Raw genomic sequence first — 24,107 nt, forward strand, 5'->3', positions numbered from 1 at the left:
GAGGCCGACTCCGGTGCCGCCAGCGGCAGCACACTCCTGCGGCCCGTGCCCGGCTCCCGTACGACGACTCGTGCCACCTTCCTCAACTCCATCCTTCTGTGAGCGAGCCGCACCGTGCGGCGCTCATCACCACGTACCCGTCGTGCTCCGGTGAGTTCCGCCGCCCCGCCGTCACCGGCGGGAGCGCGCCTTGTTCGCCGCGGTACGGATGCGTTTGGCCAGCCGCTTGTCGACGTCGCGCAGGCTCTCGCCCAGCTCGGCAAGCACCTGGGCGGTGGCCGGGTGCTCCACTCGCCAAAGGTCGTCCACCCGCTGTTCGAGCACCTCTGGTGCCACGTTCGGGTTCTCCTGGAATCCCAGGAGCAGTTCCTCGTCCTCCTGGGCACCGACGAAGAGCGAGAGACCGTCGATGAACAGCCACAACCGGGCCTGCTCCGCGCGCGCCGCATCCGCGTACGCGTCTGCCTCAGGGCGTGCGCCCAGGGCCGCGGCGGCCACCTGGCGGCATCCCTCGACGTCGGAGTCCGCTGCCTTGCGCAGCACGCGCAGTGCTCGCGAGTCGTCGAGTACGGCCAGCACCGGCTGGACCACGGCGCGTCTGGCCGCGATGTCGGGGCCGTCGCCCGCACAGGCGTCGAGCAGTCCCACCGCGGCATCGGCCCCGGAACGGTGCTTCAGCCACCCTTCGACCTCTTGGCGCGTCTCCTCGGGGGAGTAGCCCAGAAGGCCCTGGAGGAGGGTGTCGGCGTCGGCTTCGGCGTACTCGCCGAGCAGCGGTGCGAGCGCACCGCATTCCATCAGGTAGGCGCGCAGTCCGTGGCGGCCGAGCGGGGTGAGCCGCATGCGGTCCCCGTTCTCGTGGTCCCACGAACGGCCCGACGCGTCCGACCAGGCATCCGAACCGGCGAGCCCGCGCCCGTTGACGGCGTTCAGGGGCGTGGCCAGGACATCCTCGGTCGCGACATCCCGGTCACCGGGCACGAACTCCACCGCGCCCAGGTAGGCGAGCTCTGCCGCCAGGTCCCGGAAGGCCGTCGCGAACAAGGCCAGGAGGAAATCGAGCTCGGGCCCTTCAGTACCCGCCTCTCGGGCTTTCGCCCGCAGGTCGTCGATCTCCACCCAGGTGCCGTCCGGAGCGTCGTACAGCTGCCCGATCAGCGCGTCGGCGATCTCGGCCGACAGCTCGCCCAGCTCGCCGAGCGGTTCGTCCAGTACGCCCGTCTCGCCGATCTCCTCCAGCAGGTCGCCCAGGGTGACGGACCAGAGCTCCAGAAGATTCTCGTCGGCGAAGTCGGCCGTCTCGCCGCCCCAGGCGCGGCCCCCGCTGATCGTGATCAGCCCGCGGTTCACGGCGAAACTCCACGGCTCGTCGAGAACGTCCACGTCCCTGGCGCTGCGCAGCGCCTTCAACGCACGGGCCCGGGCGGCGGCCTCGGCGTACGGCGAGTCCTCGTCGGCGAACTCCCATAGGCGGAGCTCCTCGACGGCCTCACGGGCGAGCGTGGGCCGCAGCACCCGGCCTGCGGTGACCTGCCGTCCCTCGCGACACCAGGTGGTGAGCCGCAGCGCCGAATCGAAGAGCGGGACATCCCGCACAGCCGCCGCGAGGTCCTCCCACGGAGCCAGGGTCACCGGGCGCAGCACGGGCATACTCGCGACCGGTCCGTCGACTCCGGCGTCGACCGGGCCGCCCGATCCTCGGCAGCGCCCGCAGGCGCACGATGCCGTGCCCTCGGCAGCCGGCTGTCCCCCACCGCCGCGCCCGGCCCGGGTACCGGCCGGCGGTTTCGCCGTGCCGGGCACCGTGTCCGGCGTCAAACGGGCCAGCCGCTCAGCGATCCCGTCCCGGGGGAAGACTGCCGGGTCGTAGCCTGCCGACCGCAACTCGGCGACCAGCTCGTCGTACGGGCCGTCTCCCGCCCCGTCCGGTACTTCGAGGTGTGCCAGTACCTCGCCCAGGCCCCACACCCCGCCGATGTCCTCGGCCGGTACGTCGGCACGACGGCCACCGACGCAGCGCACCGCTCGCTCCGCGCCGACCGGTCGCGGCAGTGTCTTCTCCCGCGTGATCCGGTGCTCCCAGTCATCGCCGAAGTCGTAGACATAGCGCAGCCGCGCCCCGTCCTCGGGCAGAACATCACCGAGCGCGGTGGCGTGCTGGTCGCTGCGGCCGGGGCCGAAGCCGAGATCGATGCCGGTGAGCCGGGCCGCGTCGCCGTACACCCGGCCGGACTCGTCGGTGAAGAGGTGCAGATGGCCACCCTGCCAGCCGAAGGCCGCCTGGACGGCGTCGTGCAGGGTGCGAAGGGAGGTGTCGGACGGCAGTATGAGGCGCCGCCACAGGGGCGGCTGGGTGCCGTTCAGCGCGATCTTCAGCTGTAGATCGGTCGGGGCCGTCCCCGTGTCTCGTCGCATCCTTCGTCTTCCACCCGTCCGAGGCCGCTTGAATAGCCCCAGCATGACGGTCGCGTGTGTCCCGGCCCAAACCGGATTACTTCGGCTGCGGCCACTTCGGCCATGGGAGCCCGTATATCGCTCGCAGCGGATACCCTGCGTCCGCGCACCGACCTCGCGGCCCCGCCATTCGCGGACGCATACCTGGCGGGACGGCAGCCGTGGGGGTGCGCATATCGCAGCATGCTCGCGTCATGGCGGATACGACGCGCATCACGGTGACACTGCCGACCGAGCAGGTCGCCGAACTGAGGAAGCTCACCGACAACGTTTCCGGTTATGTCGCCGAGGCGGTGGCGCGGCAGTTGCGGCACCAGCTTCTGGGGGCGGACCTGCCGCGCCACCAGGAAGAACACGGGGCCTTCACCGAGGAGGAGCTGACGGAGGCCCGTTCCAGGATCTCCGGGACGGCGAACGCCGACGGGTCGGCGAGCACGGCGTGAACGATCACGTCGAGACCGTGGTCCTGGACTCCCAAGGGCTCTCCGCCTGGATCGCGCAGGACCGCAAGATTCTTTCCATGTTCCAGGTGTTCCGCGCCATGGGGGCCGATTTCGTCATCGGCGCCAACACCATGGTGGAAGTCCGCCATGCACGCGTGAACATGCCTCGGCTGCGGTGGGCGCTGTCCCGCGTCAAGGTGGAGCCGGTGACCGAGGGCGCGGCGAAAGCGTCCGCGGAACTGCTCAAGGCCATGGGCCTGCACGGCCACAAGTACGCGATCGACGCGACAGTCGCCGAGGTGACACTGCGCCAGCCGGGGCCGGTGGTCGTACTGACGTCCGACATCGACGACATGACGCGGCTGTGTGGGGGCCGCGTCCGGCTCATCGGCATCTGAGCGGACGGGCGCAGGTGTCCGTGCGCGTACCCGTCGCCGGATCAGTCGCGGGAGCGCAGGAATGCGGGCGGCACGGCAGCGGTGAGCCAGACTCCGTTGGCGCTGACGTAGAAGGTGTGGCCCGCGCGGTGCAGGGCGCCCGCGTCCACGGACAGGACCACGGGGCGGCCGCGCCGGGCCCCGACCCTGGTCGCGGTCTCACGGTCGGGCGAGAGGTGGACATGCGTGCGGTTCATGGGGCGCAGCCCCTCCCTGCGGATGGCGTCCAGCGCGCTGCCCACGGTGCCGTGGTAGAGGTACGCGGGTGGCTCGGCCGGCGGGAGGGCGAGGTCCACCGGGACGGTGTGGCCCTGGCTGGCGCGAATACGGCCGTTCTCGACGGCGAAGCGCTGTTTGTCGTTGACGGCGACTACATGGTCGAGCTCGCTCCGGGTGATCGGGAAGTTGTTGCGGGCCGTGGCGCGCAGCAGTTCGCCGATCGGCACCCAGCCGTTGGCGTCGAGCGTGATGCCGATCCGCTCCGGCTGGTGCCGCAGGTGTTTGGAGAGGTACTTGGACACCTTGACGGTGCGTCTTTCGTCCATTCCGTCAGAGTGCCCGTGGAGCTCGCTCACGCACATCCGGATTTCACCTCGATTCACTACAGTAATTTTATTCGCTGTAGCAATTTCCGTCCACAGGTTTGATCCACAGCCAACTCAGGTTATCCACAGTCGAATTGACGATTCTGTGGACAAGTGACGGAGGAATCAACCGTTTTGAGTAATACGCTTTACTTCGTCATTAGATGAGGTAAGTGTTTCCAATGTCCTTGATTGCACCTCGCGTTCTGCCGCAGCTGCGACGAAGGCGGACACGTTCTCCGGTCCAACCAGGCGTTGTACAGACCGAATTGTCTCCGGTGGCAGACCCACCGGGTACGTAGCGGATGGCGAGGTCGCCGAGGTGAGCGGCCTGTCCGCGCCGAGGCGGTGTTGCAGATGCCGGGTGGCGAACACCCGCATCGCACGGGCCAGTTCGGCGTCCACCGTCTGCTGGGCGAGCGGGCGCAGCTTGCGCACCATCGTGGCCGCTTCCGCCGCGTCCGAGTCCGTCGGTGGGCGATGGCCGAGGTGCCGCGCGAAGACGTGCTCGGTGGTGAACTCCAGGAAGCGTGAGGCGATGTGCTCGACCTGGCCGCGAAGCTCCCTCAGATGGCCGGAGATTGCGCTGAGAGGTACGCCGGCGGCGTGCAACTCGATTGCTACGGCCAGCTCTTGCGGGCTCGGGACCAGGAACTCGTCATCCCGCCCCGGTATGCGTTCGAGCACGCCGAGGTCCACCGCCTCGGCGACCGCCTCGTCGTCCGGATTGCCGCCGAACCTGGCGTTCAGCTCGGCCCGGGTGATCCGGTCGGCCTGCTCGTCCGTCCAGGGGCCGTGCACCTCGGCGACGAGCCCGAGCACCCCGCCCAGGCCGCGACCCGTGTCCCATGCCTCCAGGAGTTCCTTGATGCTGGCCAGGGTGTAGCCGCGATCCAGCAGATCGGCGATCTGCCGGAGCCGGGAGAGGTGGGCGTCGCGGTACACGTTGGCCCGGCCGCGCCGTTCCGACGTCGGCAGCAGGCCCCGGTCCTGGTAGGCGCGGATCGTCCGGACCGTGGCGCCGCTCACATGCGCCAGGTCCTCGATCCGGTACTCGGCGGCGGCGGACCGGCCGGCCGCCGCCGACGAGTACCCGCGGCCGCTCACAGCGGCGGCTTCAGCCGGGCGATCCCGCGCAGCGCACCGGGGCTGAAACGGGACAGGAACCGGGCGCCGCGGGCCTCCGCGGTCACCGGCACGACGGCCTGGTTGTGCACCACCGCTTTGAGGATCGCGTCGGCGACCCTCTCCGGCGGATAGTTGCGGAGCCCGTACAAGCGGCTGGTCCGCTTCCGCAGCCGCTTCTCCTCCTCGGCGTCGGCACCGGCGAAGTGCGTCGTCGCGGTGATGTTCGTGTTGACGATGCCGGGGCAGATCGCGCTGACTCCGATCGACCGGTCGGCGAGCTCGGCCCGCAGACACTCGCTGAGCATCAGTACGGCGGCCTTGGAGGTGCTGTAGGCGGGCAGCGCCCGGGAGGGCTGATAGGCGGCGGCGGAAGCCGTGTTGACGATGTGGCCGCCCTGACCGCGCTCGGCCATCTGCCTGCCGAAGATCCGGCAGCCGTGGATGACCCCCCACAGATTGACGTCGAGGACGTTCTTCCAGTCCTCGCTCGTCGTCTCCAGAAAGGAGCCGGACAGGCCGATCCCGGCGTTGTTGACCAGGACGTCGACGATGCCGTACTCGCCGGCGACCTTCTCGGCGAGCTTCTCCATCGCCTGTTCGTCGCTGACGTCGACCGCTTCGCCCCAGGCCGCCGGGGAGCCGATCAACCGGGCCATCTCCGCCGTCCTGGCCGCGCCCTCCGCGTCCCGGTCCACGGCCACCACCCGGGCACCCGCCTCGGCGAAGGCGAAAGCGGTGGCCCGGCCGATGCCCCCGGCCGCGCCCGTCACGAGGACCAGTTGTCCGCCGAACCGGTCCGCGTACGCCCCGGTCGGCGCGGTGTCCTGCACCGGTCGGCCCTCGGCCCGCGCCGACTCGTTGGCGACGATGAACTCGCTGATCCAGGAGGCGATCCGGTCCGGCCTGGTGCGCGGCACCCAGTGCTTTGCGGGCAGCGAACGGCGTACCAACTGAGGTGCCCACAGCTCCAGGTGGTCGTACAGCTTCTCCGACAGGAAGATGTCGCCGGTCGGTGTGATCAGCTGGACCGGTACATGCGCATAGGCGTCGGTACGCGGTCGGCGCAGCCGGGTTCGGACGTTGTCGCGGTAGAGCCAGGCGCCGTGCGCCGCGTCGCTGGGCAGGGAGGACGTCGGATAGTCGCCCGGGGGCACCTTCTCCAGCCGCTGGAGGATCCGCGGCCACTGCCTGCCGAGCGGGCCGCGCCAGGCGAGCTCGGGCAGGACCGGCGTATGCAGCATGTAGACGTACCAGGACTTGGCGCCCTGTCCCAGCAGTTGGCCGACGCGGCGCGGCGTGGGCCGGGCCATCCGTTGCTTGATCCAGTGGCCGAAGTGGTCCAGGGAGGGCCCGGACATCGAGGTGAACGAGGCGATCCGGCCCTCGGTCCGCTTGACCGTGGCGAACTCCCAGGACTGGACCGACCCCCAGTCGTGCCCGACCAGGTGCACCGGCCGGTCCGGGCTCACCGCATCGACGACGGCCAGGAAGTCATCGGTGAGCTTCTCCAGGGTGAAGCCCCCGCGCAGCGGCTTCGGCGCCGTGGACCGGCCGTGCCCGCGTACGTCGTACAGCACGACGTGCCACTGATCGGCCAGCTGCCTCGCCACGTCCGACCAGACTTCCTTGCTGTCCGGGTAGCCGTGGACGAGCACGACCGTCGGCCGTGACTCGTCGCCCAACTCGGCGACGCACAAATCGATTCCGCCTGTACGGACCCGGCGCTCGCGCGCCCCCGGCAGACTCTGCGGACTCATGCCGCCACCCTCTCCTCGGCCCAGCGCCGTACATGCGGCAGATCGTTGTCCAGCCAGAAGGCGCTCTGTTCGGGGTCCTTGGAGTCGGTGACCACCAGGATCTCCTCGAACTTGGCGCCCGTACCCCGGAATCCGAGGTGGGGTTCGACCGCCCACAGCCCGGGCTGCGGCGGATGGTCGGAGAAGCGGTACGGACTCCACAGCGGCGACCAGCCGTCCCGGTGTCCGTGCAGTGCGTCGCTCACAAGCCCCTTGAGCGACTGGGTGCCGAAGCCGAACACATGCGGGGACCAGCGGCGTTCGGTGACGCGGTCGACCTTGTGCGCGATGACGCCGAAGGGATACGCGCGATGTCTGTTGGCGTACCCCTGCTTGATCATCAGGCGTTCGACGTCCTCGTAGATCTCACGCAGCGGGCGCCGCTCCCGCACCTCGCGCAGAATCAGCTCGCGGTGGACTTCCAGATCGGCCAGGAGCTTGTCGTGCAGCGGGCTGAGACCGAGGCAGCCGGAATAGCCGATGTCCGCCGTGAACCCCTTGTACACCGGGGCCATGTCGAGGATGAACGGCATCCCCGGCTCCAGCTTCCGATGGGTCGGGAAAAACTGCAGGGGCACCTTGAAGCCGGCGAAGGCCGTGCGGTCCCCGAACCAGGCGAAGGGGAGGTGGAACCAGTCCCGCACCCCGCGCTCGCGCAGCCAGTCGCGCTGCATCCGGGCCGCCTCGCGCTCGGTCACCCCCGGCCGGAGCCGGGCGGCGACCGCCTCCGCGCAGTCGTACGCGAGACGCTGCACCTCTCTGAACCCCCGCAGCTCCGGGGCCTGTTCGTCCTTCACTGCCGAGGCCATGCCACCGTCCGTTCCCTGCTGTGTGCAGTACGTGTCCGTAACGTGACACTGATGAATGTGACAATGTCCGGCGACTACGTCAAGGGGTGTGCGAAGACCTGTGGACAACTCCGGCCCTCCCCCTCGCCCCCGGCCCCGGCCCCGACATCGGCCTCTGCCCTCGGCTCCGGCCGGCGCCCCGACGTCGGTCCTTACCCCGGCTCCGGCCCGCCGCCGACTCCGGAACTCCTCCCTTGTGGTGGCCCCCTACGGGTCCGTACGCCTGGAGTCTGATGCGGATCCAGCCGCCTGGGCTGACGCCCGCTGTGGCCCGCGCCACTATCTTCGAAGACGTGACTGTGATCGCGACCGAAAGCCTGAGCAAGCGGTTCCCCCGGGTGACCGCGCTTGACCGGCTCTCCTTGGACATCGGACCCGGTGTGACCGGCCTGGTGGGTTCCAACGGGGCCGGCAAGTCCACATTGATCAAGATCCTGCTGGGTCTGTCCCCCGCCACCGAAGGCCGGGCCGCGGTGCTTGGGCTCGACGTCGCCACCAGTGGCGCCGCCATCCGGGAGCGCGTCGGCTACATGCCCGAGCACGACTGCCTGCCACCGGACGTCTCGGCCACCGAGTTCGTCGTCCACATGGCGCGGATGTCCGGACTGCCACCGACGGCGGCGCGCGAGCGGACCGCCGACACCCTGCGCCACGTCGGTCTGTACGAAGAGCGCTACCGCCCCATCGGCGGCTACTCGACCGGCATGAAGCAGCGCGTGAAACTGGCCCAGGCACTGGTCCACGACCCGCAGCTGGTGCTGCTCGACGAGCCGACCAACGGCCTGGACCCGGTCGGCCGCGACGAGATGCTGGGGCTGATCCGCCGCGTATACACGGACTTCGGCATCTCGGTCCTGGTCACCTCGCACCTCCTGGGCGAGCTCGAACGCACCTGTGACCACGTCGTCGTCATCGACGGCGGCACACTGCTGCGCTCCAGTTCCACCAGCGACTTCACCCAGACCACCACGACCCTCGCGGTCGAGGTCACCGACAGCGACACCCACCCGGACGGCACCGACGCGCTGCGCCAGGCCCTCACCGGGGCCGGCGTCAAGCTCGTGGGCCACGACGGTCTCGATGGGCAGGGGCTGCCCGGTGCGGGCCACATCCTGCTGATCGAGGCAACCGGCGAGGAGACGTACGACATCGTGCGAGACAGCGTCGCCGCGCTCGGACTCGGTCTCGTACGGATGGAGCAGCGGCGCCATCACATCGCCGAGGTCTTCCGTGCCGAAGGGGAACCGCAGGCCGCAGCCGTGGCACACACCGCACCCGCGGTCGTCGGGGCCGTACAGCAGAAGGGGAGCGGTCGGTGATGAGCACTGAGACCGGGGCCGTGAGCGGGAGCGAGACCTCCCGGATCCACAACATCGGGTACCGCTCCTACGACGGCGCGCGGCTGGGCCGCGGCTATGCGCGGCGCTCGCTCTACTCGCAGTCCCTGCGAGGTTCTTTCGGACTGGGGCGGTCCGCCAAGTCCAAGGTGCTGCCGATGCTGCTCTTCGGTGTGATGTGCATGATTGCGGCGATCATCGTCGCCGTCGCCATCGCCACCCCGGGAAGCACCGCCCTGCCGATCAAGTACACGGCGTACGCGATCTATCTGCAGGCCGTCATCGGCCTCTTCCTTGCCGCGCAGGCACCCCAGTCGGTCTCCCGGGACTTGCGTTTCAAGAGCGTGCCGCTGTATTTTTCACGGCCGATCGAGCGGGTCGACTATGTCGTCGCGAAGCTGACGGCCATGGCGTCCGCGCTCTTCATCCTCACCGGGGCGCCGCTCGTCATCCTCTATGCGGGCGCGCTGCTCGGGAAGTTCGACTTCGTCGAACAGACCAAGGGATTCGGACAGGGAATGGTGTCGGTGGGGCTGCTCTCCGTACTCTTCGCAGGTCTGGGGCTGGTGATGGCCGCGCTGACACCACGCCGCGGTTTTGGTGTCGCCGCCGTGATCGCCGTGCTGACCATCTCCTACGGCGCGGTCTCCACGGTCCAGGCCATCGCCTGGCAGACGGACTCCGCCGGGGCCATCGAGTGGCTGGGGCTCTTCTCCCCCATCACGCTGATCGACGGTGTGCAGACCGCGTTCCTCGGGGCCAATTCGGCCTTCCCCGGAGGGGAAGGCCCGGGGGCCGCGGCCGGCGTGGTCTATCTGATCGCTGTTCTCGCGCTCGTCGCCGGCTCGTACGCCGTACTGATGCGCCGCTACCGGAGGGTCGGGCTGTGACCACCATCGAGATCGACCACACCTCGCGCTGGTTCGGCAATGTGGTCGCCGTCAACGACGTGAGCATGACGGTGGGCCCGGGCGTCACCGGGCTGCTCGGCCCCAACGGCGCGGGGAAGTCCACGCTGATCAACATGATGGCCGGCTTCCTCGCCCCGTCGACGGGCACCGTCACGCTCGACGGGCAGACGATCTGGCGCAACGAAGCGGTGTACAAGGAGATCGGGATCGTGCCCGAGCGGGAAGGGATGTACGACTTCCTGACCGGCCGCGAATTCGTCGTCGCCAATGCCGAATTGCATGGGCTGGGTGACTCGGAGGCGCAGAAGGCGCTGGCCACGGTCGAGATGGAGTACGCGCAGGACCGCAAGATCTCGACGTACAGCAAGGGCATGCGCCAGCGCGTGAAGATGGCGTCCGCCCTGGTCCACGAACCGTCGGTACTGCTGCTCGACGAGCCGTTCAACGGGATGGACCCGCGCCAGCGGATGCAGCTGATGGAACTGCTGCGACGGATGGGGGCCGAGGGCCGTACGGTGCTCTTCTCCTCCCACATCCTCGAAGAGGTCGAACAACTCGCCTCGCACATCGAGGTGATCGTGGCGGGACGGCACGCGGCATCCGGTGACTTCCGGAAGATCCGCCGGCTGATGACGGACCGCCCGCACCGCTATCTCGTACGCTCCAGCGACGACCGCGCCCTTGCTGCCGCGCTCATCGCCGACCCGTCCACGGCCGGCATCGAGGTGGACCTGGGAGAACGGGCCCTGCGTATCCAGGCGGTCGACTTCGGACGTTTCACCGAGCTACTGCCGAAGGTCGCACGTGAACACGGAATTCGCCTTCTGACCGTTTCGCCGTCCGACGAGTCCCTCGAATCGGTCTTTTCCTATCTCGTAGCGGCCTGAGTAGTGGCCTGAAAGGAGCTGTGAAGCGTCATGTACGACCCCACAGTCGCCCGGCTCACCTACCGGGCCCTGCTCGGCCGGCGCCGGGCCGCCATCCTCTTCGTCCTGCCGGCCCTGCTGGTGATCATCGCCGTCGCGGTACGGATGTTCGCGGGAGCCGATGACCAGGTCGCCTCGGATGTGCTGGGCGGCTTCGCCATCGCCACGATGGTGCCGCTGATCGGCGTGATCGCCGGTACCGGAGCCATCGGTCCCGAGATCGACGACGGATCGATCGTCTATCTGCTGGCCAAGCCGGTGAAGCGGCCGACGATCATCTTCACCAAGCTGATCGTGGCCATCGCCGTCACGATGGTCTTCTCCGCGCTGCCCACGCTGATCGCGGGACTGATCCTCAACGGCAACGGCCAGCAGATCGCGGTGGCGTACACCATCGCCGCACTGGTCGCCTCGATCGCGTACAGCTCACTGTTCCTGCTGCTGGGCACGGTCAGCAGGCACGCCGTCGTCTTCGGCCTCGTCTACGCCCTGGTGTGGGAGGCCCTGTTCGGCACTCTGGTGCCGGGGGCGCGCACGCTCAGCGTGCAGCAGTGGTCTCTCGCGGTCGCCGAGAAGGTCGGCGGCGCGGGCACGATCACCTCCGACGTCGGGCTGCCGGTCGCGACCGTCCTGCTGGCGGCGGTCACGGTCGTGGCGACCTGGTACGCAGGGCAGAAGCTGCGCGCGCTGAAGCTGGCCGGGGAAGAGTGAAGGGGAAGACCGACCGGGTAGGAGCGACCGGGGGAGAGTGACCCGGGGGCACCCTCCGGAGATTTTCCTTCTGACACCTCGCTCTGTGTTCCGTCTCTGATCACAACCGCACTCATCACTCATCAACCCTCGCCTTCAGGGCGGGGGTTGATGCATTTCGGACAGTAGTACGCGTAACTGTACGGTTATCGGTTCGTTGGGCAGGGTGCGTGGAGGCAACTGGAATCCGTGGCGTCGTAGCTTTCGTGAAACAGGGATTGCCGATGCCGGCGAGGGAGTACCCGTCGAGTCGGTCATTGAGTGAGTGGCAACCGTGAGCGTCCTCTGCCCCTCATGCCCGGGACAGGGCTGTCCGAAGTCGGTTTCACGAGCGGAAGGCATACCCATGCCCACGGAAGCAGCCCTACTCGAATCGCGTGCGCTGCGCGTCGAACAGATGGGGCGCGTCGATGTCCTCGACAAGGTCAAGAGCCTTGTCATGCTCCCGGACGGAATTCACCTTCGCACAGAGGATGTGGCTCGTTACTACGAAGTATCCACAGAGGTCGCAAAAAGGTGACCCAGCTCGAGTCGAGGTTGCAGAGAATGGGCTCACGCTTCTGCGCGGCTCTGAGCTGCGGGAATTCCATAGGGACATGTTGTCCCTATGGGGCGGAGGGGAGGGCGAAAGTTATCCACAGGCCGCCACTCGGCTCACCCTCTACACCCGCAGGACCGTGCTCAACGTCGCGATGCTTCTTCGCGACAGCGACATCGCCCGATGCGTCCGTACGTATCTGCTCGACGTCGAGCAGGACCTGCGCGCGGGCTACGCCTCGCTCGAACACCGCGCCACCCGGGTCGAGAGCTGCCTCGCCGGAGTGGGCAGCGCGCTTCAGGAGCTCGGCCCTGTCCTCAATCGGATGTCGCTCCGGCTCGACAGCCTCGACCGGAGGCTGGACGTCACACATCAGGTCGTCGGAGCCACGAGCGTGCGGCTGGGGAACGTGTCCGAGGACCTCGTCCGTATCGACGGCAGGATGGATGATCTCGTCCGCCACCTGAAGGATCTGAGCCGCCGAGGCAACAAGCAGCGCTGATCCGACGGGCGTGCGCGGCCCTTCGGCGCTGCCCGGAAATTGGGTGGCACCGAAAGGTCGCGCCGGGCACAGTAGTTGGTGCGGCACATGCCGAAGGCGGTGCAGAACGCCCCGACAGGATCGTCCACAGGCCGACATGCACTCCACAGGCCGGGAGAGGAGCGCGACGATGACCGAGAGTCCGAGTCCGTCGAGTTCCCAGCAGGGCGGGCCCGAGCCGGCACCGGAGTAGTCACCGACGACTCCGCCGTGCCGATCGGAGCAGGACGCCCGGGGCGGTTTCTCTGCGCATCGCGCGGCCGCCCTCCCGGAGGATTGGCCGAGTGGTAAGGCAGCGGCTTGCTAAGCCGTCGTCGGGGCGGTGAACCCCGCGCGCGTTCGATCCGCGCATCCTCCGCAGCAGCAGCGCCGTCGAGTACGACCAGCCGTACGGGTACGGGTAACCCGTACCCGTACCCGTACGGCTACAGCAGTTGCTCCAGCACCACAGCTATGCCGTCGTCCTCGTTGGACGCGGTGATCTCCTGGGCCACGGCCTTCAGATCCGCATGCGCGTTGGCCATCGCGACACCCCGCTGCGCCCAGGCGAACATCGGGATGTCGTTCGGCATGTCGCCGAAGGCCAGGGTGTCCGCGGCCGTCACACCCAGCCTGCGCGCGGCCAGCGAGAGGCCGGTCGCCTTACTCAGCCCCAGAGGCAGGATCTCCACCACGCCCGGACCGGCCATGACCACGTCCACCAGATTCCCGACAGCCGCTCGCGCGGCCTTCGCCAGTGCGTCGTCGTCGAGATCGGGATGCTGGATGTACACCTTGTTCAGGGGGGCCGACCACAACTCGGCCGGGTCCTCGGCGAAGACGGCCGGAAGGGGACCTTCCTGTACGCGGTAGCCGGGACCGACCAGCACATCGCCGTCGAGCCCGTCGCGGCTCGCCGCCAGTGCCAACGGGCCGACCTCGGCCTCGACCTTGGACAGCGCGAGACCGGCGAGCTGCCGGTCCAGCGTCAGCGAGGTCAGCAGCTTGCGTTCGCCCGCGTGGTAGACCTGCGCGCCCTGGCCGCAGACCGCGAGCCCCTCGTAGTGCAGGTCGTCCAGGATGTGCCGGGTCCACGGAACCGCGCGGCCGGTGACGATGATGTGTGCGGCACCGGCCGCGGTGACCGCGGACAGCGCCGCACGGGTGCGTTCGGAGACCGTCTCGTCGTTACGCAGCAGCGTGCCGTCGAGATCGGTCGCGATGAGCTTGTACGGAAAGGTCACTTGGCGACCGGTTCCAGAACCTCGCGCCCGCCCAGGTACGGCCGGAGCACCTCCGGCACCCGCACCGATCCGTCGGCCAGCTGGTGGTTCTCCAGGATCGCCACGATCGTGCGCGGTACGGCGCAGAGCGTGCCGTTCAGTGTGGCCAGCGGCTGGAGGACCTTTTTGCCGTCGCGGGTTTCGCGCATCCGGACGGACAGCCGGCGCGCCTGGAAGCTGTCGCAGTTCGATGCCGACGTCAACTCGCGGTACTTGCCCTGCGTCGGGATCCACGCCTCGCAGTCGAATTTCCGGGAGGCCGAGGCCCCCAGATCGCCGGTGGCGACATCGATCACCTGGAAGGGCAGCTCAAGAGCGGTGAGCCACTGCTTCTCCCAGTCCAGGAGCCTGCGGTGCTCGGCCTCGGCGTCCGCCGGGTCGACGTACGAGAACATCTCGACCTTGTCGAACTGGTGGACGCGGAAGATGCCTCGGGTGTCCTTGCCATACGTACCGGCCTCGCGGCGAAAGCACGGCGAGAAGCCCGCGTACCGCAGCGGCAGCTTGTCGGCCTCGATGATCTCGTCCATGTGGTACGCGGCGAGCGGGACCTCGGAGGTGCCGACCAGGTAGTAGTCGTCCTTCTCCAGGTGGTACACGTTCTCCGCGGCCTGGCCGAGGAAACCGGTGCCTTCCATGGCGCGCGGGCGGACCAGCGCCGGCGTCAGCATCGGGACGAATCCGGCCTCGGTGGCCTGCGCGATCGCCGCGTTGACGAGGGCGAGCTCCAGCAGCGCGCCGACACCCGTCAGGTAGTAGAAGCGCGAACCGGAGACCTTGGCGCCGCGTTCCATGTCGATGGCGCCGAGCATCTCGCCGAGCTCGAGGTGGTCCTTGGGCCCGAAGCCCTCGGCCCCGAAGTCACGGATCGTGCCGTGTGTCTCCAGGACGACGAAGTCCTCCTCGCCGCCGATCGGCACGTCCTCGTGGACGATGTTGCCGAGCTGGAGCAGAAGGCGCTTGGCCTCTGCGTCGGCCTCGTCCTGTGCCGAGTCGGCCGCTTTGACGTCGGCCTTCAGCTGCTCGGCCTTCTTCAGGAGCTCGGTGCGCTCTTCGGGTGAAGCCTTGGGGATGAGCTTGCCGAGCGCCTTCTGCTCGGAGCGGAGTTCGTCGAAGCGGACACCGGACGACCTGCGCCGCTCGTCGGCGGAGAGAAGGGCGTCGACGAGCGCGACGTCCTCTCCACGGGCGCGCTGGGAGGCGCGAACACGGTCGGGGTCCTCACGGAGCAGGCGAAGGTCAATCACCCCTCCAGGCTACCGGTGTGTGCTTCTCCAGCTCGAACCGATATTACCAAGCGTGTCATTTTGCCCGAATTGACCGAATTGGCAATGCTGGCAGGTGGGGCATTGGCTGAACTTGATCCCGATCGAGCGCAGCTGATCCCAACTGTTCTCGGCTGTCAATAAAAAAGAGCTTATTCCCCTAAAAGGGGGTGGAAGGTGTCGGCCGCCTTGACGTATCTCCCTTGCCTGGAAGGGCAGTTGGCGCCTACTTGTCCACAGGTGTAGCTGCTTCTCAAAGTTATCCACAGGCTGTGAAGAAGAGTTGTGGATATCGGAGGAGATCGTTCCGAAAGTCGCTTCAGGGCTCACGGATTACCCGCTCAAACCCGCTTCGGACGCTCGTTCGGGTGGGAATTCTCCATCCTGAAGAGTTGATCAACGGAATTAGTGCGATACGGAGCTTTCGGCGCGACCTGTCGGCCTGTGGATGCATCTGGGGTGGCTGGAGCGATATGTCGACCATGTCGCATTGGGATGCTGGTGAGTGTCGACTTGTCCCCAGGTCGAGAACCGTCCCTGTGGATAACTCTGTGGATGCCGAGAATCGGCAGAACGGATCGGCGGATTCTCGGATCGGCAGATGGTCACTGGTGGCTGTGCGGACGCGCCGCGGTACCGGTGGTGCGTACGGGCCGACATCCGTGGCGGCCCGTACCACTGGATCCGCCCTGCCCTGCCCCGCGCTTCCCCGCCCACGACCGCCGATCCGCGTACGTCGGCCTATGAACGCCGGCCCCGGACCGCCGGCCCCGGACCGCCGGTCTATGTACGCCGGTCCCTGACCACCGGTCCCTGACCATCGGCCCCGGACCGTCAGCCCCGCCCGTCCAGATTGCGGGCCAGCCAGTCGGAGGCCTCCGTGAACTCCGCGTCCGACGTACCCGCCCGCAGCGGCCGTACGTCCTCCCGCGCCACCCCGGCCCGTGGGTACGACCCTAGGAACCGCACCTTCGGACAGATCCGCTTCAGTCCCATCAACGCCTCGCCGACCCGGCGGTCCGCGATGTGCCCCTCGGCGTCCACCGCGAAGCAGTAGTTCCCGATTCCAGCCCCCGTCGGCCGCGACTGGATCAGCATCAGGTTCACCCCGCGCACCGCGAACTCCTGGAGCAGTTCGAGCAGCGCGCCGGGGTGGTCCTCGCCCAGCCAGATGACCACCGACGTCTTGTCCGCACCCGTCGGCGCCGCCGGCCGGGCCGGACGGCCCACCAGGACGAACCGGGTCTGCGCGTTCACCGCGTCATGGATCTCGGTCACCAGCGGTTCGAGCCCGTAGGTCGCCGCCGCGAACTCACCGGCGAAGGCGGCGTCGTACCGGCCCTCCTGCACCAGCCGGGCGCCATCGGCGTTGGAGGCCGCGGACTCCCACACAGCGTCCGGGAGATGGGCGGCCATCCAGTTGCGCACCTGCGGCTGCGCGGCCGGATGCGCGGTGACCGACTTGATGTCCGACAGCTTGGTGCCGGGCCGCACCAGCAGCGCGAAGGTGATGGAGAGCAGCACCTCGCGGTAGATCATCAGCGGTTCGCCGGTGGTCAGCTCGTCGAGCGTCGCGGTGATGCCGCCTTCCACCGAGTTCTCGATCGGTACGAGTGCTGCCGCGGCCTCGCCGTTGCGCACCGCGTCCAGAGCCACCGGTACGGAGACCATCGGGACGAGTTCGCGGGTGGCGGCTTCCGGGAGCGTACGGAGGGCGACCTCGGTGAAGGTGCCTTCGGGGCCGAGATATGCGTAGCGCGTGGCGGACATACCGTCACCCTAATGCGCCCCGGTCGCTCAGGACTCCAGGAGCCGCTGCCCCACGTACTCGCCGTCCGCCGCACCGCCCGGCACCGCGAACAGGCCGCTGGCCTCGTGCCGGATGAACGGCGACAGGGCATCGCCCCGGTCGAGCTTGCGCTGCACCGGAACGAACCCCCGCAGCGGATCCGCCTGCCAGCAGATGAACAGCAGCCCCGCGTCCGGCGTGCCGTCCGCCGCGATGCCGTCGTGGTACGAGAAGGGGCGCCGCAGCATGGCCGCGCCGCTGTTCTTCTCGGGGGAGGAGATCCGGGCGTGGGCGTTGTCCGGGATCAGGAGCTTGCCGTCGGGGCCCGCCTTGTCGAGGTCCATCGCGGTGGTCTCGGTGCCGCCGCTCAGCGGAGATCCGTCCTTCTTGCGGCGCCCTATGACCTGTTCCTGCCGTTCGACCGGGAGCTTCTCCCAGTCGTCGAGCAGCATCCTGATCCGGCGTACGACGGCGTACGAGCCGCCGGCCAGCCAGTCGTACTTCTTGTCCGTCCCGTCCGTGACGAAGATGCGCCGGTCGAAGTCGCTCTCGGCGGGCTCGGGGTTGTTGGTGCCGTCGATCTGGCCCATCAGGTTGCGGGCGGTCATCGGCCGCGCGGTGGCGCCGGGGCTGCGGTTGAAGCCGTTCATCTGCCAGCGGACCCTGGCGGCCGGGGCGGCCTCCTTCTGCACGGCACGCAGCGCGTGGAAGGCGACGAGTGCGTCGTCGGCGCCGATCTGTACCCAGAGGTCACCGTCGGAGCGCTTGGCGTCGATGTGGTCGGAGGAGAACGGCGGCAGCGGGTCGAGTCCCGGTGGCCGGTGGCCGACCAGGCCCGTGCGTTCGAAGAAGGTGCGGCCGAATCCGAAGGTGACGGTCAGCGAGGACGGTCCGGCATCCAGCGCGATCCCGGTGTCATGGCCAGCGCCGTCCGCAGCACCGCTGTCGGCGGGTTCACCGGCCATCAGCCGGCCGGCCACGGCCGACCACCGGCGCATCAGGGCAGCAGCTTCCTTCCGTCCCGCGCCGGGTACCAGATCGAAGGCGATGAGATGGCCGCGTGCCTGAAGCGGAGTGATGATCCCCGGTTGATGTTTCCCGTGAAACATCAACCGGGTGGAGCCGACCGCGGTCAGCGCGGTCGGCTCGTCGGGCCGGGTCGCGGCATAGCCGGTAGCACCGCCTGCCACGCCCAGGACCAGCCCGGTCGCACCGGCGCTGCTGAGCAGCCGCCGCCGGGAGATGGCACCGCTGCCGGGGGCTTCGCCGTCCCTGCTGCCTGCGGAGGTCTTGCCATTGCCGGGGGAGGTCCTGCGGCTTTTCGCGTCGGACCCGCCGGACCTGCTGGTTCCGCCGGTTCCGCTGATTGCGCTGTTTCCACTCACGATGCTGCTCAGCCGATCTTCACGTTCTTGTCGATGGTCGTCTGATCGATGTCCGACGTACGTACGGTCACCGCGACCTTCCAGGTGCCCGCCATCGGGATCTGGACGCCGCTCGCGGTCCAGTGGCCCTCGGTGAGCCGGACCGGGGTGACGGGAAGCGGGCCGATGTCCTTGGACTCCAGAGTGAAGGCGAGCTTCAGTTCGGGGACGTCCATGGCCTTGCCGTCGGTGCTGTCGACCCAGATGTGGATCTCATTGGCGCCGGTACGGGCGGGCTCGACGTCCATCCGTACCGTTCCCTTGCCGTTCTGGCCGCCCGTGTCGAAGGGAAGCGTCAGATTGACCGGGCCTTCGGCTGCCGGGGCGGCTGCCGCCGTCGAGCCGCGGGCCGCTTCCTCCTCGGTACGTCCCGGCTCGGTCGAGGTCAGTACGGTCGTCACGGCCAACAGCGCCACGGCGACCCCGACTTCCGCCAGCACCGAGCGGCGCAGCCCGGACCGGTCGGGGTCGGCATCGCGGACCCGCTTCTTCTCGGCGGTGGCGACGGCGGCCCGCTGCCGGGCGAGCTGAGCCGCCCGCGCGGGGTCCTCGACGGCGGACGACGGTGTGGCCGGGATCCGGGACTCCTCGACCGCAACGTCGGTCCCGGCCCCGGCCTCCGCCTCCGCTGCCACCGCGTCGGCGCTGCTCGTGACCAGCCGTGCGGTCCAGCGGCGCGAGATCCAGGCGATCCCGATCAGGACGGCGACGAGCCCCACCTTCACGAGCAGCAGTTGTCCGTAGCCGGTGCCGCTCAGCGCGGACCAGGTGCCGACCTGGCGCCAGGACTGGTAGATCCCGGTGGCGGCGAGTACGAGCACGCTGCCGAACGCGATCCGGGAGAAGCGTCGTACGGCCGCCGCTCCGATGTCCGGCGTCCGGTACAGCGCGACCAGCAGGGCCGTCAGACCGCCCAGCCAGGCGGCGACGGCCAGCAGGTGGAGCACGTCGACCGGCATGGCGATGCCGGGCTGGATCCCGGTCGAGGCATGTTCGGCGAGCGCCCAGGTCCCGGCGATCCCGGCGGCGATCACGGTGCCGCCGATGGCCAGTCCGAAGGTGAGGTCCTTCTTCTCGCGCTCGTCCTCGCGCTTCGCGTACGCCCCGAACAACACGGCGATGAAGAGCGCGGAAGCGCCGAGCAGCAGCAGCCGGGATACGAGCGCCGCCCCGGGCTTGGTGTCGAGCACGGCCTTCAGGCCGTCGAGGTCGAAGGCGTCCGCCAGATTCCCGGAGCCGGTGTACGGGTTGCGCAGGAGCAGCATGGCCAGGGTGGCCACGGTGAGGGTCATCCAGCCGCGTACGACCAGGCGTTGCAGCGGGCGTGCGCCCGCGCCGGGCTGCCAGCAGGCCAGCACGAAGGCCGCGCCACCGGCCAGCAGGATGAAACCCGCGTACGCGGCGTAGCGCGCGATGCCGTAGAGGGTGCCGACGAGGCCGCCCCCGGCCTCGCTCGTGGGGAGGTCGACGGTGGTCTTGGAGGGGGCTCCGATGGAGAAGGTGAAGGCGCCCGAGACGGGGTGGCTGTCCGCGGAGACGGCCTGCCAGGCGACGGTGTACGTGCCGTCGGGCAGTCCGCTGTGCAGCGGGACGCTGAACTTCGTGGTGGAGCCGCACTGCAGATTGCGCGGTGCGGCGCCGGTGTCGGCTCGATTGCCGCTGGGGTCCAGGACTCTGATGGAGTCGTCGGCGAGGGCGACCCCTTCGGAGAAGGTGAGCTTGACGTCCTGGGGAGCGGTGTCGACCACCGCCCCGTCCTGCGGATCGCTTCCGGTGAGTGCGGCATGCGCGGACGCGGGGCCCGCGCCGCCGAGAAGCAGGCCGAACACCATGCCGACGAGGGTGGCGAGGAGTACGGCCGCGGCAAGCGGGCGGCGCCATGCGGGAGTGGCCGGGGGCGGTCCGAAGTGCGGGGCGGTGGCGGCTGTCATAGCGAGTCAGTCCCTCACTGCTTCTTCGGGTTGTAGGTGGTCTCCTTCACGGGAAGGTCGACCTTTATCGGGTCGGCCTTCTCGAAGTGCAGCTCCACGGGCACGCTCTCGCCCCGCTTGGGCTGCTGCTTGAGCTTCATGAACATGATGTGGCGTCCACCGCGTTCCAGATCCAGCTTGCCGCCGGCGGGTACGTCGAAGGACGTCACCATGCGCATCGTCTGGTTCTTCGTCTCGTGGATCGTGACGTCGTCCGAGAGAGGGCTGGTGACCGAGATGAGCCGGTCGGATGTGTCGCTGCTGTTCTTTACGACGAGGAATCCGGCTGCCATGTCGCTGACGGGCTGCGGCATGAACGCGCCGGTCACCTTCAGTTCGGGTTTGCTGTCCGAGGACGAGCACCCGGCCAGCGTCAGTCCGGTGGCGAGGGCGACGACGCCGACGAGGGTGGTGCGGCGGTTCACGGAGTCTCCCCCTTGATGATCTTGGGGAGGTCCTTGGTGTAGTCGTCGGGCGAGGTGTCCTCGCTGTACACGAGGTATCCCTGGTCGGTCTTCGGGGAGAACGCGATGACCTGGGAGCCGTGCATCGAGACGACCGTGCCGTCCTTCTCCTTCTTCGGGGCGTCGATGCCGATGCCGATCTGGCGTGCGCCCGCCTGGATGGTCGGGAAGTCGCCGGTGAGGCCGATGAAGGAGGCGTCCTGGGACTTGAGCCAGCTGCCGAGCGAGGACGGGGTGTCCCGTTCGGGGTCGGTCGTCACGAAGACGACCCGGAGCTTTTCCTGGTCGGCCTCGGGGAGCAACTTCTTGGCGATGGCGATGTTGCTCATGATGAGCGGGCAGACGTCGGGGCAGTTGGTGTAGCCGAAGTAGATCAGCGTCGGCTTGCCCTTGGTCTGCGCGCGGAGGTCGTACTTCTTGCCGTGGGTGTCGGTGAGGACGAGGTCGGGCTTGGTGAACGGTTGGTCGAGCGCCGTCGCGGCCTTGGTCTTGGGCTGGACGGACACATCGGCGATGGGCTTCTTCGCGCCGCTGTCGTCGCTGCCGCCGCAGGCGGACAGGGTGAGCGCGGCCGCGGCGACGAACGCCGCGGCCAGCACAGTTTTCTTACGCATGGAGCACTGATTCCTGATGGGTCGGTAGGGCTGTGGGACTGGTGGAGATCCGGGGAGCTAGGCGCTGCGTGGGACTGGTGGGCGTTGGTCAGGCGACGCGGCGTCGGCCTGCGAGGACGCCGAAGGCGACACCCACGACGCCGATGACGATGCCGACGACGCCGAGGACGCGGGCCGTGGTGTCGCTGGAGGACGCGGCCGCCGCGGCCGTCGTCTGCTTGTCCGCGGTCTGCGCGGTGGCGTCGGCACCGCTCTTGTCGCCGGCGGTCGCCGCGGTCAGCTTGAGGACCGGTGCCGGGCTCTCGGGCTCCTCGGCCCCGTCCTTCTGCTCCTCGATCCAGCGGACGACTTCCTTGTTGTCGTACGTCTGGATGGCCTTGAACACCAACTGGTCGGTGTCCTCGGGGAGCTGGCCGATGGAGAGCGGGAACTGCTGGAAGTCGCCCGGGCGGATGCCGCGGTCGTTCTTGTCGCCCGTGGCGGTCCAGGTGACCTTGGAAACGGCCTCGTTGATCTTCTGGCCGTGCATGTCCAGCGGCTTGGCCAGCTTGCTCCTGGTGACCTGGATGTCCCAGCCGGGCACGGCCTGCGGCATGACGGAGGCCAGCGGGTGGTCGGTCGGGAAGTTGACCTCGACCTTGGTCGTCGAGGCGTTGTCGCGCTCGTTGGGGACCTTGAAGTTGACGGTGGCGTAGCCGCCCTTGGCGGCCTCGCCCTGCGGCTGCACGCTGACGTGCGCGGAGGCCGTACCGGCGAAGATCAGGACGGTGGACGCGGCGACGCCGCCGGCGAGGGCGATGCGGGAAACGTTCATGACAGGGATCACTCCACAAAAGCACGAAGAAAAGGTGGTCCGGCGCGCGGGTGCGCGACGGCATCGCGACACCTCTTCCCCACATGCGGTGTACGTGCACGACGTGTACGGCACCGACTTGTGCGACACCGGCTCGAACGCGCCGGGTGGTCCGTGCGTCGAGTGGTGCGTACGTCGGTGGTGCGTGCATCGGGCGGAGGGTGTCGCGTCAGGCTGCGAGTGCGTATGTGGGTGGCGGCCCGCGCCTGATCACCAAGTGCTGCAACGGGTCCCCGGTAGCGGGAGCCGGGGCGTCGGCCGCGGTACGGAGGGTGCGCGGCCCGGTCGCCGGGCCGCTGGGAAGCCCGGCGCGCAGGGCGTTCACGAGCGCGAGCGCGGCGCGCAGCGCACGCAGCCGGGCCCCGGCGGCGACCTGTTGGGCGCCGTGTGCGGAGAGCCGGGCCAGCTGGAACAGGGCGATCTCGCCGCGCCGCAGCAGCCAGCCGCTGGTCACGGCGGCCAGCAGGTGGCCGAGCAGCATGGGCAGGCTGGGCAGCAGACCGGCGACGCCGGCCGGGTCCGAGACGGCTGCGGAGGCCATGTGCTGGTGGCCCCGGGCCACCACCGACGCCGGGTCGATGCCCGCGGTGGTGACGATGCGGTGCGCTTCGGCGGCGTTCAACTGCGCCGGGCCCATGCCGCACACGAGGCCGGCCGCGAACCGGATCAGTGGGTCCTCGCCCGTCGCGGTGTCCGTCGGGGCGGGGTGCGTCCCCACGCCGAAGAGGGTGTGCAGGGCGACCTGTCCGCCGGCCAGTGCGGCGACGATGGACGGCAGCGAGCGCTCGCGCCCGGCGAGCGGTGCCACCACCGCGAAGACCACCAGGAATCCGGCGAGCAGGGTCCACCAGGGAACGGCAGCGCAGGAAGCCAGGGAGTGGCCTGCCGCGGACAGCGCGATGCAGACCGCGGTGAACACCGCGGCCCTCAGAAGCCGCAGACCGGCTCCGGCGCGTGCGACAGGCATAGACATGGCGGGGCCATCATCGCACCGCGCCCCGGTTCTCGGTACGGCAGGTCCGGAAGGTCACTTTCCATCCGATGGGGTGCGGCCGGGGCCGCTGCGGCCGGGTTCGGGCACCGGGCGGTGAGATCAGCCGGGCTCGGCATACACGGGTGTACGGAGTGCTGGTATCCGCCGAATGAGCGGTCTCACATCCGGTCTGTGCTTACGAACGCCCCTGCGCGGCAATACGTATCGGTATGTCGAGCCGCAGCCAGGAGGCTGGAGCATGAGCATCTGGTGGTCCCTCCATTTGCGGCGCGAGGCTGCGAGCGTTCCGCTCGCCCGGCGTTTCCTGCTGGGCACGATGGAGACCGCGGGCGTGGATCCGGAGATCTCCTTCGACCTGTCGGTCGCGCTCACCGAGGCCTGTGCGAACGCTGTTGAGCACGGCGGCGACCACAGGGTCCAGGATGAGCAGAGCGACGACCGGGATCCGTGGGACGTATGGGACGAGCTGCCCGGGACGGCCTCCGGGCAGTACCGGGTCACCGCCTATCTGGACGGCGAGAAGTGCCGTATCGAAGTCGCCGATTCGGGGCCGGGTTTCCCCGCCAGGCGGACGCTGCGCACGTCCGCGCAGCAGCGCGATCCCCTGCAGTACCCGCCGCTCGGCGCGGAGGACGGCCGGGGGCTCTGTCTGATCGAGCAGCTCGCCGACCATGTGCACTTCGGCAACCGTCCCGGCTGCGGAGCCGTGGTGAGCTTCGACAAGGTCCTGAAATGGCGGAAGGACGCCCTGCTCATGGTGTCCTGAGCGGGGCGCCCTT

General features: G+C 68.9%; 21 protein-coding genes, 1 tRNA gene and 1 pseudogene. 9 read left to right on the forward strand and 14 right to left on the reverse strand.

The features are described 5' to 3' along the window. Positions 1-171: 171 nt before the first annotated feature. Positions 172-2,415 carry a plasmid pRiA4b ORF-3 family protein gene (locus OG936_RS17490; protein ID WP_406495794.1) on the reverse strand — a complete coding sequence of 748 codons (2,244 nt, stop codon included), beginning with the start codon at positions 2,413-2,415 and terminating at the stop codon, positions 172-174. Positions 2,416-2,648: 233 nt separating this feature from the next. Here OG936_RS17490 and OG936_RS17495 point away from each other — a divergent pair, with 233 nt between their 5' ends. Then, positions 2,649-2,897 (forward strand): hypothetical protein, encoded by a 249-nt coding sequence (locus tag OG936_RS17495; RefSeq protein ID WP_406495796.1) that lies wholly within the window; start codon positions 2,649-2,651, stop codon positions 2,895-2,897. Continuing rightward, positions 2,894-3,295: a DNA-binding protein gene (locus OG936_RS17500; RefSeq protein ID WP_406495797.1), complete on the forward strand. Its 402-nt coding sequence runs from the start codon at positions 2,894-2,896 to the stop codon at positions 3,293-3,295. The genes OG936_RS17495 and OG936_RS17500 overlap by 4 nt, the downstream gene beginning before the upstream one ends. Positions 3,296-3,336: 41 nt before the next feature. On the opposite strand, the gene OG936_RS17505 is transcribed toward OG936_RS17500, so the two are convergent. The 4 genes from OG936_RS17505 to OG936_RS17520 form a co-directional block, all read right to left on the reverse strand. After that, a complete protein-coding gene (locus tag OG936_RS17505; RefSeq protein ID WP_406495799.1) occupies positions 3,337-3,879 on the reverse strand; it encodes an RNA 2'-phosphotransferase in 543 nt (180 codons plus the stop codon). A 165-nt stretch (positions 3,880-4,044) separates the two neighbouring features. Continuing rightward, positions 4,045-5,025 carry a MerR family transcriptional regulator gene (locus OG936_RS17510; RefSeq protein WP_406495800.1) on the reverse strand — a complete coding sequence of 327 codons (981 nt, stop codon included), beginning with the start codon at positions 5,023-5,025 and terminating at the stop codon, positions 4,045-4,047. Further along, positions 5,022-6,803, reverse strand: a complete 1,782-nt coding sequence (locus OG936_RS17515) for an SDR family oxidoreductase (protein ID WP_406495801.1) — start codon at positions 6,801-6,803, stop codon at positions 5,022-5,024. Before OG936_RS17515 ends, OG936_RS17510 begins: the two co-directional genes overlap by 4 nt. Then, positions 6,800-7,651 (reverse strand): M24 family metallopeptidase, encoded by an 852-nt coding sequence (locus OG936_RS17520; protein ID WP_406495802.1) that lies wholly within the window; start codon positions 7,649-7,651, stop codon positions 6,800-6,802. The genes OG936_RS17515 and OG936_RS17520 overlap by 4 nt, the downstream gene beginning before the upstream one ends. A 272-nt stretch (positions 7,652-7,923) precedes the next feature. On the opposite strand from OG936_RS17520, the gene OG936_RS17525 reads away from it, so the two are divergent. The 6 genes and pseudogenes from OG936_RS17525 to OG936_RS17550 all read left to right on the forward strand — a co-directional run bounded on the left by OG936_RS17525 (position 7,924) and on the right by OG936_RS17550 (position 13,051). Next, positions 7,924-9,009 (forward strand): ABC transporter ATP-binding protein, encoded by a 1,086-nt coding sequence (locus tag OG936_RS17525; RefSeq protein WP_406495803.1) that lies wholly within the window; start codon positions 7,924-7,926, stop codon positions 9,007-9,009. Beyond that, complete coding sequence (locus tag OG936_RS17530) at positions 9,009-9,917, forward strand: ABC transporter permease (RefSeq protein ID WP_383751849.1); 909 nt, start codon at positions 9,009-9,011, stop codon at positions 9,915-9,917. The genes OG936_RS17525 and OG936_RS17530 overlap by 1 nt, the downstream gene beginning before the upstream one ends. Next, positions 9,914-10,825: an ABC transporter ATP-binding protein gene (locus OG936_RS17535; protein ID WP_406495805.1), complete on the forward strand. Its 912-nt coding sequence runs from the start codon at positions 9,914-9,916 to the stop codon at positions 10,823-10,825. The genes OG936_RS17530 and OG936_RS17535 overlap by 4 nt, the downstream gene beginning before the upstream one ends. 30 nt (positions 10,826-10,855) lie before the next feature. Next, entirely contained in the window at positions 10,856-11,575 is a 720-nt protein-coding gene (locus OG936_RS17540) for an ABC transporter permease (protein WP_406495807.1), read from the forward strand. 385 nt (positions 11,576-11,960) lie between these two features. Next, a pseudogene (locus tag OG936_RS17545) lies at positions 11,961-12,654 on the forward strand (hypothetical protein). Between the two features lie 309 nt (positions 12,655-12,963). After that, a tRNA-Ser gene (locus OG936_RS17550) sits at positions 12,964-13,051 on the forward strand. Between the two features lie 67 nt (positions 13,052-13,118). Here OG936_RS17550 and OG936_RS17555 read toward each other — a convergent pair. The 9 genes from OG936_RS17555 to OG936_RS17595 all read right to left on the reverse strand — a co-directional run bounded on the left by OG936_RS17555 (position 13,119) and on the right by OG936_RS17595 (position 23,307). Next, complete coding sequence (locus tag OG936_RS17555; protein ID WP_383751842.1) at positions 13,119-13,916, reverse strand: HAD family hydrolase; 798 nt, start codon at positions 13,914-13,916, stop codon at positions 13,119-13,121. After that, positions 13,913-15,202: a serine--tRNA ligase gene (serS, locus tag OG936_RS17560; RefSeq protein ID WP_406495809.1), complete on the reverse strand. Its 1,290-nt coding sequence runs from the start codon at positions 15,200-15,202 to the stop codon at positions 13,913-13,915. Before serS ends, OG936_RS17555 begins: the two co-directional genes overlap by 4 nt. Before the next feature lie 852 nt (positions 15,203-16,054). Further along, positions 16,055-16,990 carry a prephenate dehydratase gene (gene pheA, locus OG936_RS17565; RefSeq protein WP_389984272.1) on the reverse strand — a complete coding sequence of 312 codons (936 nt, stop codon included), beginning with the start codon at positions 16,988-16,990 and terminating at the stop codon, positions 16,055-16,057. Between the two features lie 27 nt (positions 16,991-17,017). Beyond that, complete coding sequence (gene efeB / locus OG936_RS17570; RefSeq protein ID WP_406500482.1) at positions 17,018-18,253, reverse strand: iron uptake transporter deferrochelatase/peroxidase subunit; 1,236 nt, start codon at positions 18,251-18,253, stop codon at positions 17,018-17,020. Positions 18,254-18,402: 149 nt separating this feature from the next. Further along, positions 18,403-20,364, reverse strand: coding sequence for a copper resistance CopC/CopD family protein (locus tag OG936_RS17575; protein WP_406495811.1), 1,962 nt, complete (start codon positions 20,362-20,364; stop codon positions 18,403-18,405). 14 nt (positions 20,365-20,378) lie between these two features. Then, positions 20,379-20,828, reverse strand: a complete 450-nt coding sequence (locus tag OG936_RS17580) for a copper chaperone PCu(A)C (protein WP_406495813.1) — start codon at positions 20,826-20,828, stop codon at positions 20,379-20,381. Next, the gene (locus OG936_RS17585) at positions 20,825-21,481 is read right to left on the reverse strand and encodes an SCO family protein (protein ID WP_406495814.1); all 657 of its coding nucleotides are present in this window, start codon (positions 21,479-21,481) and stop codon (positions 20,825-20,827) included. The genes OG936_RS17580 and OG936_RS17585 overlap by 4 nt, the downstream gene beginning before the upstream one ends. A gap of 88 nt (positions 21,482-21,569) precedes the next feature. Continuing rightward, the gene (locus tag OG936_RS17590; protein ID WP_406495815.1) at positions 21,570-22,295 is read right to left on the reverse strand and encodes a YcnI family protein; all 726 of its coding nucleotides are present in this window, start codon (positions 22,293-22,295) and stop codon (positions 21,570-21,572) included. A gap of 208 nt (positions 22,296-22,503) precedes the next feature. After that, on the reverse strand, positions 22,504-23,307 hold the full coding sequence (locus OG936_RS17595; protein WP_406495816.1) for a hypothetical protein: 804 nt from the start codon (positions 23,305-23,307) through the stop codon (positions 22,504-22,506). A 259-nt stretch (positions 23,308-23,566) separates the two neighbouring features. Between OG936_RS17595 and OG936_RS17600 the strand changes: the two genes are divergently transcribed. Further along, entirely contained in the window at positions 23,567-24,094 is a 528-nt protein-coding gene (locus OG936_RS17600) for an ATP-binding protein (protein WP_406495818.1), read from the forward strand. The last annotated feature ends 13 nt before the right edge of the window (positions 24,095-24,107 follow it).

It is taken from the genome of Streptomyces sp. NBC_00846 (genome assembly GCF_045207325.1).
In the GTDB taxonomy this organism is placed as follows: domain Bacteria; phylum Actinomycetota; class Actinomycetes; order Streptomycetales; family Streptomycetaceae; genus Streptomyces.

Excerpts from the sequence above, each read along its gene's own strand:
- OG936_RS17490 (WP_406495794.1), bottom strand. The coding sequence starts at position 2,415 with ATGCGACGAGACACGGGGACGGCCCCGACCGATCTACAGCTGAAGATC.
- OG936_RS17495 (WP_406495796.1), top strand. The coding sequence starts at position 2,649 with ATGGCGGATACGACGCGCATCACGGTGACACTGCCGACCGAGCAGGTC.
- OG936_RS17505 (WP_406495799.1), bottom strand. The coding sequence starts at position 3,879 with ATGGACGAAAGACGCACCGTCAAGGTGTCCAAGTACCTCTCCAAACAC.
- OG936_RS17515 (WP_406495801.1), bottom strand. The coding sequence starts at position 6,803 with ATGAGTCCGCAGAGTCTGCCGGGGGCGCGCGAGCGCCGGGTCCGTACA.
- OG936_RS17520 (WP_406495802.1), bottom strand. The coding sequence starts at position 7,651 with ATGGCCTCGGCAGTGAAGGACGAACAGGCCCCGGAGCTGCGGGGGTTC.
- OG936_RS17525 (WP_406495803.1), top strand. The coding sequence starts at position 7,924 with ATGCGGATCCAGCCGCCTGGGCTGACGCCCGCTGTGGCCCGCGCCACT.
- OG936_RS17530 (WP_383751849.1), top strand. The coding sequence starts at position 9,009 with ATGAGCACTGAGACCGGGGCCGTGAGCGGGAGCGAGACCTCCCGGATC.
- OG936_RS17540 (WP_406495807.1), top strand. The coding sequence starts at position 10,856 with ATGTACGACCCCACAGTCGCCCGGCTCACCTACCGGGCCCTGCTCGGC.
- pheA (WP_389984272.1), bottom strand. The coding sequence starts at position 16,990 with ATGTCCGCCACGCGCTACGCATATCTCGGCCCCGAAGGCACCTTCACC.
- OG936_RS17575 (WP_406495811.1), bottom strand. The coding sequence starts at position 20,364 with ATGACAGCCGCCACCGCCCCGCACTTCGGACCGCCCCCGGCCACTCCC.
- OG936_RS17585 (WP_406495814.1), bottom strand. The coding sequence starts at position 21,481 with ATGCGTAAGAAAACTGTGCTGGCCGCGGCGTTCGTCGCCGCGGCCGCG.
- OG936_RS17590 (WP_406495815.1), bottom strand. The coding sequence starts at position 22,295 with ATGAACGTTTCCCGCATCGCCCTCGCCGGCGGCGTCGCCGCGTCCACC.
- OG936_RS17595 (WP_406495816.1), bottom strand. The coding sequence starts at position 23,307 with ATGTCTATGCCTGTCGCACGCGCCGGAGCCGGTCTGCGGCTTCTGAGG.
- OG936_RS17600 (WP_406495818.1), top strand. The coding sequence starts at position 23,567 with ATGAGCATCTGGTGGTCCCTCCATTTGCGGCGCGAGGCTGCGAGCGTT.